Consider the following 8,953-nt stretch of genomic DNA (forward strand, 5'->3'; position numbering starts at 1 on the left):
AGCCCCTGCTCCAGCGCGCGCTCGCCATCCGCGAGAAGACCCTCGGCAAGAGCCACCCCGACGTGGCCTCCTCGCTCAACAGCTTCGCCTTGCTCCGCCTGACCCAGCAGCGCCTCGCCAGCGCCCTGCCGTTCTTCACCCGCGCCTTCGCCATCTCCGAGCAGCGCCTGCGCCAGGAGGCGCTCGACTTCTCCGAGTCACGTCTGGCCAGCTTCCTCCAATATCTGCGCGAGGCCGAGCGGGCCCTCTACGCGCTGCTGCGCGCGCACCCCCAGGACGCCCGCGTGCAACATCTGGCCCTCAGCGCGGTGCTCCTGCTCAAGGGTCGCTCCGTCGAGGAGACAGCCCACATCTCCCGCACCCTCTACCGGAGCCTGGGCGCCGAGGACCGTGACACCTTCGAGCGGCTGCGGGGCCTGCGCACTCAATTGGCCACGCTCTCGCTCGCGGGCCCCGGTTCTCGCCCCCCGGCGGATTACCAACGGCGCCTCGAGACGCTGGCCAGTGAGGGCGACGCCCTCGAAGCAGACCTCGCCAAACGCTCCGCGCCCCTGCGTGCGCTCACCGCCCTGCCATCCCCCGCGGAGATCGTCGACCGGGTGGCCGCCTCCCTCCCCGAGGACGGCGCCCTCGTCGAGCTTGTCGCCTATCGGGACAGTCCCCTCGTCCCCCGACCCGGCACGCCCCGCGCGAAGAGTCCTGGCCAGCTCCGCTATCTGGCACTGGTGCTCTTCCCGGATGCCTCCACCCAGGCCTTGGACCTCGGTCCGGCCGGGCCCATCGACCTCGCCGCCACACGCCTGCGCGATGCACTCGCACGCCGCGACGCTCGATTCCAGAGCTCCGCCCACGCCCTCTACCAACTCGTCTTCCAGCCCCTGCGGCCCCTGCTGGGCAGCACCCGCCGCCTCTTCCTGTCTCCCGACGGCCAGCTGGGCCTCATCCCCTTCGCCGCGCTCCACGACGGCCGCCGCTTCCTCCTCGACTCCTTCGACTTCATCTATCTCACCTCCGGAAGGGAGCTGTTGCCCCGTCCCCAGGAGATCGTCCCCTCCTCCTCCGTCTTCGTCCTCGCCGACCCGGACTTCACTGCCTCACCTCGCGCCGCCACGTCCCAGGCCTCCGCCCTCCTCACGCGGGCCGTGCCCTCCAGCGCCCTCCAGCGCTTCTTCTCCACCCTGCGCGCCGATCTCGCCAACAACGCCTGGGTGCCCCTGCCAGGCACGCGTCTGGAGGCCCAGAGCATTCAGCGCCTGCTGCCCCAGGCCCAGCTCTTCCTCGGCCCCGAGGCCACCAAGGAGCGGCTGCTCCACCTGCCCACCCCGGGCATCCTCCACCTGGCCACCCATGGCTTCTTCCTCGAGGACGCCCCCACTCCCTCGGGCTCCCGCGCCGTGAGCCACTTCGGTGCACTCGGCGACAACCCCCTCGCACCGCGCCCCCAGGAGCCCCTGCTGCGCTCCGGCCTCGCCCTGGCGGGCGCTCACGCCCCAGCGCCTGACGCCTCCACCTCTTCAGAGTCCCGTCCCGACGCCGCCCTGGTCACGGCGCTCGAGCTGGCCGGGCTCGACCTCTGGGGTACCCAGCTCGTCGTCCTCTCCGCCTGCGACACCGGCCGCGGCGATGTCAAACTGGGCCAGGGGATCTACGGCCTGCGCCGCTCCCTGGTGGTGGCGGGCGCCGAGACCGTGGTCATGAGCCTGTGGAAGGTCAACGACGACTCCACGCGCCTGCTCATGGACACCTACTACCGCAACTTGTTGGCTGGCCAGGGCCGCGCCTCCGCCCTGCGCGAGGCCATGCGCTCCTTCCGGGAGTCCCGGCCCCATCCCCACTATTGGGCGCCCTTCATCGCCCTGGGAAGCGACGCTCCCTTGCGCGCGATCGCCTCCACACCCCGGGAGGCGCCGGATGACACGTGTCCACCAACGAGTGGACTCCGAGGCCGTTACCCTCGTCCAGAGCTCTGGCCTCACGCTCCAACGGACCCCTTGCTCGCATGCGTGAGTCCTGGGTGAGACGGGGTGGTGGGCTGGAGGTTGGCTGTACACCAACAGTGCAGGCGTGGGGAGCTGGGAGACCTTCCACCTCGCCCGCGGTCCGTAGGGCTGACCGCCCCGTGGTCGCCCGTCACATCGTGGCTCCGGCTTCTCTATCTCGGATGCAGGAGGCGGAAACCCTCAACCGGGACGCTTGCGACTGGCCTCCTGCGCGGTGCCAGCGTCTCCAGTCAGGATCAACCACGATGTTGCACGGTGACACCCAAGTTCGAGGCCACAACCCTCCCGAGTCGCAGTTCAATGCCCGGGGACGCTTCGGCAGGCTCTTTCCGGGACTGCCCGTCTTCGCCCCTGACACCGAGAAGGTCCGCGAGGCGCTCTTCGAGCTCGGCAAGGTCGGGGGGCTGATGGATGCGGGCCCCCTCCCCGCCAACAACCCCGACAACGAGACCATCCCCGCGGGTTTCACGTTCTTCGGGCAGTTCGTCGATCACGATCTGACGTTCGACCCGACCTCCATCCTGGAGCGGCAGAACGACCCGGAGGCCATCGAGAACTTCCGCACGCCGACGCTCGAGCTGGACAACGTGTACGGCTCCGGCCCCCGGGCCTCGCGCCACCTCTACGACGTGAACGACCCGGCGAAGTTCCTCATCGAGAAGCTCGGCGGTCCCGGCTCCAACGATGACATGCCACGCAACAGCCAGCAGACCGCCCTCATCGGGGATCCGCGCAACGACGAGAACAGCATCGTTTCGCAGATGCATGTCGCGTTCCTCAAGTTCCACAACGCGGTCGTCGACCACGTGCGGGCCAAGGGCAACACCCCGGAGGCGCAGGTCTTCGAGAAGGCCCAGCGGATGGTGCGCTGGCACTACCAGTGGATCATCCTGAACGAGTTCCTCCCGAAGATCGTCGGGGAGAAGGTGGTGAAGGACGTGCTGGACGACCGCCCGCGGGAGCGCATCTTCGGGTGGAGGAACGAGCCCTTCATCCCGGTGGAGTTCGCGGTCGCCGCCTACCGCTTCGGGCACAGCCAGGTGCGCGGAGGCTACACGCTCAACAGGAACTTCAACCAGCCCCTCTTCGTCAAGGCCCTGCCCGCGAACACGGATCCGGACGATCTGCGAGGGGGCAAGCGCGCCGAGCGGCGGTTCGTGGAGTGGTCGCGGTTCTTCGAGGGACTCGGAGACACCGCCCAGGACGCCCTCACCCTCAGCAAGCGCATCGACTCCAAGTTGTCGACCCCGCTCTTGGCACTGATCACCGGGGCGCCTGGTCAGGTGGCTGGGCCTGGCGTGGGGACGCTCAACAATCCCGAGTCGCTCGCACAGCGCAACCTGCTGCGGGGCCTGGCTCTCCGGCTCGCCTCGGGTCAGGCCATGGCGAAGCGCCTGGGCATCAAGCCCCTGGTGCTCGATGAGCTGAAGCAGTTCGGGGTCGGGTTCGAGCACTCCAGTCCGCCCTGGTTCTACATCCTCAAGGAGTCGGAGCTGGAGAAGGGCAACCAGGGCAGGCGGCTCGGGCCGGTGGGTGGACGCATCGTGGCCGAGGTCTTCGTCGGCGTGCTCCGGGGTGACCGGTTCTCGTTCCTCAACGCCAACCCGAACTGGAGGCCGGAGCTCGCCAACGCCCAGGGCCAGTTCCTCATGGCCGACCTGATGAAGTTCGCCGGCGTCCCGTTGAGGCCGCCCGCGGCGGCCTCGGCGGCGTAATCCCTCTGACCGGGGGCCTTGCCTGGACCGTCCGAGGAGGCGAGCCCCTTCCTCCTCAGGCGCCCCAGGCGTGCCCCGGGTGGCCAACAGTTCTTCCGCTCGATTCACCGTGACGCTCCCGCGCGTGGACGGCAACGGCTGAGGCGAGGCCCTCTCTTCAGAGGGCGGGGGGAGGGTCTTCCCAAGCACCTGTCTTTTGGGCCTAAGCTGTGGCTCCCCCTGTTTGGACCCCCATGACCTGCGCGCACTGCGGCCACCCCGTTTCCAATGAGGCGTATCGCTACTGCGTCGAGTGTGGCGAGCCGATCGAGGGCTTGGGGGACGACGCCGGCTACGGGGACTCCGGCACGGAGGACTACAACGCGGGTGGTGAGGCAGACGGGTCCTATGAAGAGGCCGCACCGCCTGCCTCGGGTCTCGAGCTGGCCTCGGGGATGCTCATCCTGGTGCTCGCCCCCATTCGCAACGTGGCCGAGCAGTTCTGCGCGGCCATCGGGGGCGTGCTGGATGATCCGCGCCTGCGCTCCCGGCTCCCCGGCGAGTCGCTGACGTTGCTGGGCCTGGGGTTGGTGGGGCTCGCCCTCCTGCTCTCGCTGCTGCCGTTCGTTCAGGGCATCGGGTTGGTTGGTTCGACGGTGATGCTGCTGGGGGGTGCCCTGGTGGGGGTGAACGAGTGGCGCCTCGTCACCGCGCCTGGCACGCAGGAGGTGCGTACCGCGGCCGCTCACTCCCTGCCGCCCGCGCTGGAGGACCTCCCGCGGGAGACCCAGCACCCGGGCATCGCGCGGGCCTACGCCGCCCTCGCCTTCACCCATGCCCTGTTGATGATGGGCTTCGGGCTCATCTCGGTCCTGTGGCTGCTGGCGGCCATCGTGCTCGGCTTCGACCAGGGCCGGAGGTTCTTCGCGTCGGAGGAGTACGAGGGCTACCTGGACGCGGGCACCTTCCATCCAAACCTGGACCGCTGGGCGGTGGTGGGCGCCAACGTGTGCACCTTCGCGCTCCTCCTGCCGTGGGTGCGCAGCAACGTGCCCATGTCCGGGCTCTCCGGTGGGGAGCAGCCGCTCGCCACGTTCACCCAGTTCTCCCTCGTGCTGCTGGCGGCCTTCGCCCTGCGGCAATGGGGCCTGTCGACGCTGCACCCCATCGTGCCCGTCATCATGGCCGTCTGGCTCACCCTCTGGTTCTTCCTGATGATGAGCGTCTACACCGTGGGCCCGTGGATCTTCCTCGTGGGCCTGCTCATGGTCGACGCCGCCATCGCGCTGCGCTTCCTCAAGCCCCGTCAGGACAGGGCGGGGGAGGGCACGCCGTCGGAGGAGCCCGCCCCGGACGTGGACTACCAGGGCTGAGCCCTCGAGCTACGCCTCGTCCCAGAGGGCGGCCAGTTCCAGCGGTATGCTGCGCGGGCATGCGTGACTTCGCCGAGATCGCCCGCCTGGACACCGAGGTACTCCGCTCCCTGCTCGAAGCGGGGGAGGCTCCCGAGCGCGTCCGCGCCGCCTGGGCCCTGGCCTTGCGCCTGGGTGGGACGCTCCGTCCCGAACTCATCCAGGGCTCGCTCACCGAGCCCCATCCGGGTGTGCGCCGGCATCTGGTGGTCGTGCTCGCGGGCTACCAGGAGCGGGCGGTGCTGGCCACCCTCGCGCGCCAGGACCTCGATGGGGAGGTGCGTGCCGTGGCCTGTCAGTACCTCTCGATGATCGGCCGCCCCGAGGACGCCGAGTCCTGGCGGGTGCTCCACGAACGGTTGGAGGCGGATGTGTCCGCCGAGGTGCGCCGGGCCGCCATCGCCTACCTCCCGCCCCACACGCCCGCCTTCCTCCGGAGCGCCGTGGCCTCCAGGGTGGGGGATGAGAGCCTCGACGTGCGGCGCGCGGCCGCCGACAAGCTGCTGGAGTGGAGCGGGCTCTCGGGGGGAGGTCTGCCCGACGTGCTCGTGTCCCGCTTCCACCTGGAACCTGACCCGGAGCTGCGTCGGGAGTGGGTGCGGCGAGCGTGTTCCCTGGGAGGGGAGCGGGCACTCCTCGCGGCCCTGCTGGATGCGCGGGAGGGGACGCTCCAGTTCGTGCTGGAGCTCTATGTGGCGCAGCGGATTCAGCTCCCCTGGGAGTGCCTGCGGCCCGTCGCCCGACGTGGGCATCCCGGACTGGATGCGCTGCTGATGGACCTGCTGGCGCCCGGTGCCCAGCCCGAGGCGGACGCGTGGTTGTTGGAGGTGGCGCTGAGGTTCTGGCGCGAATCCTCCCAGGACTACGACGACGCGGTCGCCTGGGCCGCGGAGGGCGCGCTGAAGTGTCTGGATGAACGGCTCGAGGCGGGGCACCTGACGGCGCCGGACGCCCGGGGGAACACACGCGCCCGGGAGCTGCGGGATGCCTTGGTAGAGGCACGGCGGCGGGCCCTCGAGTATCACCTCACCTGGTGCGAGGAGTCGGAGCACGGTGAGTGCTTCGACGAGGATTGGTCGCTCGACGGGATGATGGATGTCCTCTTGGGGCTCTCGCCCCCTGGGGACCACCCGCTCGACGGGTAGGCCGAGCGAGAGGGGGGCCTCGTTCTCCAGGTGCTACGGCTGGCGCTTGAGCCAGGCGCTCACCTCGGGCATGACGCGCTCGCGCAACGCCACGTCCTGCTCCAGTCGCTCCAGGGTCTGCTCCGTGGCCTGCTTCGCCTCCTCCACCGGGCTCCCAGCCAGCAGCTTGCGCGCCTCGTCGAGCTGCTTGCGCTCGCGCAGCGCCCCCATCGACTCCACCACCCGGCGCACCAGCATCGGCGCCCGGCCCGTCCTCCCCAGCACGTCCTGCCACCGCGTCCTCATCTCCTCCCACCACGCGTCCCGCCCCGTGCGGTTGCCCATCAGCCCCATCACGAAGCTCGCCACGTCCTGCGTCTTCACCTTGTCCGAGAAGAGCAGCTTGCGCGACGCCTCCGCCAGCGATGGATCCTCGAAAGCCGCCAGGGCCATCAGGTAGCGCCGCTGCGTCGCCGGATCCGGCTCCCCCGGCATCTTCTCCAGCAGCGTGTCGAACAGCGCCCGGTCTCCCGCTCGCGCCACCATGGCCACCGCCGCGTCCAGCAGGTTCGGTTCCAGCGCCGCCTTGTTCCCCTCCAGCACCCGCGCCACTCGCGGCTTCGCCTCCGCCAGCGCCTCTGGGCTGCGGGCCACTCCGCCCACCGCCCGCACCAGCGCCGCGCGCCGCAGCTTCACCCGGTCCGACTCGCCCGCCGCCGAGTCCCAGCCCAGCTTCTTCAGCCCCGCCCCCAGCAGCTTCTCCACCCACCGCTGGAAGCGCTTCTGGTCCTCGCCCTCGACCAGTCGGCCCTCCACGTACGCCAGCCGGCCCACCAGCTCCTCCAGCACCGCGTCGTCCTCCTCGTTGCCGTAGCGGCCCGCCAGGTCGAGGAAGGACGCCACCGGCTCCAGCCCGCTGCGCACCAGCGACCACTGGTCCGCCAGCAGCGAGATGCGCTCGGAGGGCGCCAGCGTCTGGAGGTTCCCCGCCAGCTTCTCCAGCGCCTTGGCGTCGTACGCCACCCGGTAGAAGCCCGTCGAGCCCGCGTTGGCGCACAGCCACCGCACCTCGCCCGAGCCCTCCAGCGTCACCGTCGCCTGCCCCTCGCGCAGCAGCACGCGCTGCTCGCGCACCCCGTTCCCGTCCGAGTAGCGCAGCACCATCGGCACCGGCCAGCGCTCGTCGCTGCGCACCCCTGGCTCCGAGTAGAAGCGCCGCTGCGACAGCGTCACCGTCCGGCCCTCCAGCCCCACCGTCACCAGCGGGTAGCCGTTCTGGCCGATCCACGCGTTGGCCAGCTCCAGCACCGGCTGGGACGAGGCGTTGGCCAGCGCCCGCCACAGATCGTCCGCCACCGCGTTGGAGCGCGCGTGCTTGCGCATGTACTGGCGCATGCCCTCGCGGAAGGCCTCCTCGCCGAGGAAACCTTCAATCATGCGCAGCACCGCGCCGCCCTTCTCGTAGGTGATGAGGTCGAAGCTCTCACCCGCCTCGTTGGCGTTGCGCACCTCGCCGCGGATGGGGTGCGTGGAGCGCAGCGCGTCCAGGTGCAACGCCGCCGCCTTCCCCGCGTCGAAGTCCAGCCACACCCGCCACTCGGGCTTCCAGGCGTCGACGATCTTGTACGCCATCCACGTGGCGAAGGCCTCGTTCAACCAGAGGTCATCCCACCACACCATCGTCACCCAGTTGCCGAACCACTGGTGCGCCAGCTCGTGCGTCACCACCTCGGCCACCCGCTTCTGCACCGACAGCGGCGCGGTGGCGGGATCCAACAGCAGGGCGATCTCCCGGTAGGTGATGAGGCCCGCGTTCTCCATGGCGCCGGCCTCGAAGTCGGGGATGCCCACCTGGTCCACCTTGCCGAAGGCGTAGGGCAGCCCGAAGTAGTCCTGGAGCCGGGGCAGCGCCGCCAGCGCCGCGTCCTGCCCGAAGCGCGTCAGGTGCGCCTTCTCCGGCAGCGCCCACGTGCGCACGGGAATGCCCTGCACCTTCTCCTCGGGCGTGCCCACCAGCGGCCCGCACACCAGCGCCACCAGGTATGAGCTGAGCACCTCCGTCTCCTGGAAGGTCAGCTTGCGCAGGTTGCCGTCCGCCTCGTCCTTCAGCAGGGCCCCGTTGGCCAGTGTCGTCAGCCCCGGCGGCACCCGCACCGTGAGCGCCCAGCGCGCCTTGAAGGCCGGCTCGTCGAAGCACGGGAAGAGCCGCCGCGCGTCCGCCGCCTCGAACTGCGTGGCCGCCACCTTGCCCGCCGCGTACAGGCCCCGCAGGCCCTCGGTGAAGCGGCCCGCCCACGCCACGTCCAGCGCCCCGCCTCCCGTGGGCAGCTGCTCCGGGAAGCGCAGCACCACCGTCTCGCTCACCTGCACCGGCTGGATGGCCGTGGGCTTCAGGCTCTTGCCGCCCGCGCCCCGGAATGTCACGTCACCGAGCTGCAGCGCGATGGCATGGAGGATGATCTCGTGGGAGGGCTTCTCGAGCTCCAGCTCGATGGTCTGCTGGCCCGTGAAGCTCTTGGCCTCCATGTCGAGCGTCACCGTCGCCGCGTACCGCCGGGGACGGATGGAGAGGGGGAGCCGGAAGTTCTTGTCGTCGGTTACGTGCGCCATAGACCACTGACTCTAGCGGGAGTGCAAGCGGACGCCCGCTGAAGAGTGGTGCGTCCGTGCAACAGGCGTCCACCGGGCGACGGCTCAGGCCAGGGGGCCGGGAGGGGATTCGT

5 protein-coding genes are annotated in these 8,953 nt (G+C 70.3%); 4 read left to right on the forward strand and 1 reads right to left on the reverse strand.

Annotated elements, in window-relative coordinates:
* The 4 genes from VF794_RS16570 to VF794_RS16585 all read left to right on the forward strand — a co-directional run.
* A partial coding sequence (locus VF794_RS16570) for a CHAT domain-containing tetratricopeptide repeat protein (protein WP_331111516.1) occupies positions 1 to 2,018 on the forward strand: 2,018 nt, incomplete at its 5' end.
* A gap of 227 nt (positions 2,019 to 2,245) precedes the next feature.
* Positions 2,246 to 3,715 (forward strand): heme peroxidase family protein, encoded by a 1,470-nt coding sequence (locus VF794_RS16575; RefSeq protein WP_331111519.1) that lies wholly within the window; start codon positions 2,246 to 2,248, stop codon positions 3,713 to 3,715.
* A gap of 233 nt (positions 3,716 to 3,948) precedes the next feature.
* Positions 3,949 to 5,067, forward strand: a complete 1,119-nt coding sequence (locus VF794_RS16580; protein ID WP_331111521.1) for a zinc ribbon domain-containing protein — start codon at positions 3,949 to 3,951, stop codon at positions 5,065 to 5,067.
* A gap of 59 nt (positions 5,068 to 5,126) precedes the next feature.
* Complete coding sequence (locus VF794_RS16585; protein ID WP_331111523.1) at positions 5,127 to 6,251, forward strand: HEAT repeat domain-containing protein; 1,125 nt, start codon at positions 5,127 to 5,129, stop codon at positions 6,249 to 6,251.
* Between the two features lie 33 nt (positions 6,252 to 6,284).
* On the opposite strand, the gene VF794_RS16590 is transcribed toward VF794_RS16585, so the two are convergent.
* Positions 6,285 to 8,840, reverse strand: coding sequence for a M1 family metallopeptidase (locus tag VF794_RS16590; RefSeq protein ID WP_331111525.1), 2,556 nt, complete (start codon positions 8,838 to 8,840; stop codon positions 6,285 to 6,287).
* Positions 8,841 to 8,953: the final 113 nt, after the last annotated feature.

It is taken from the genome of Archangium sp. (assembly GCF_036389735.1).
Lineage (GTDB): Bacteria > Myxococcota > Myxococcia > Myxococcales > Myxococcaceae > Archangium.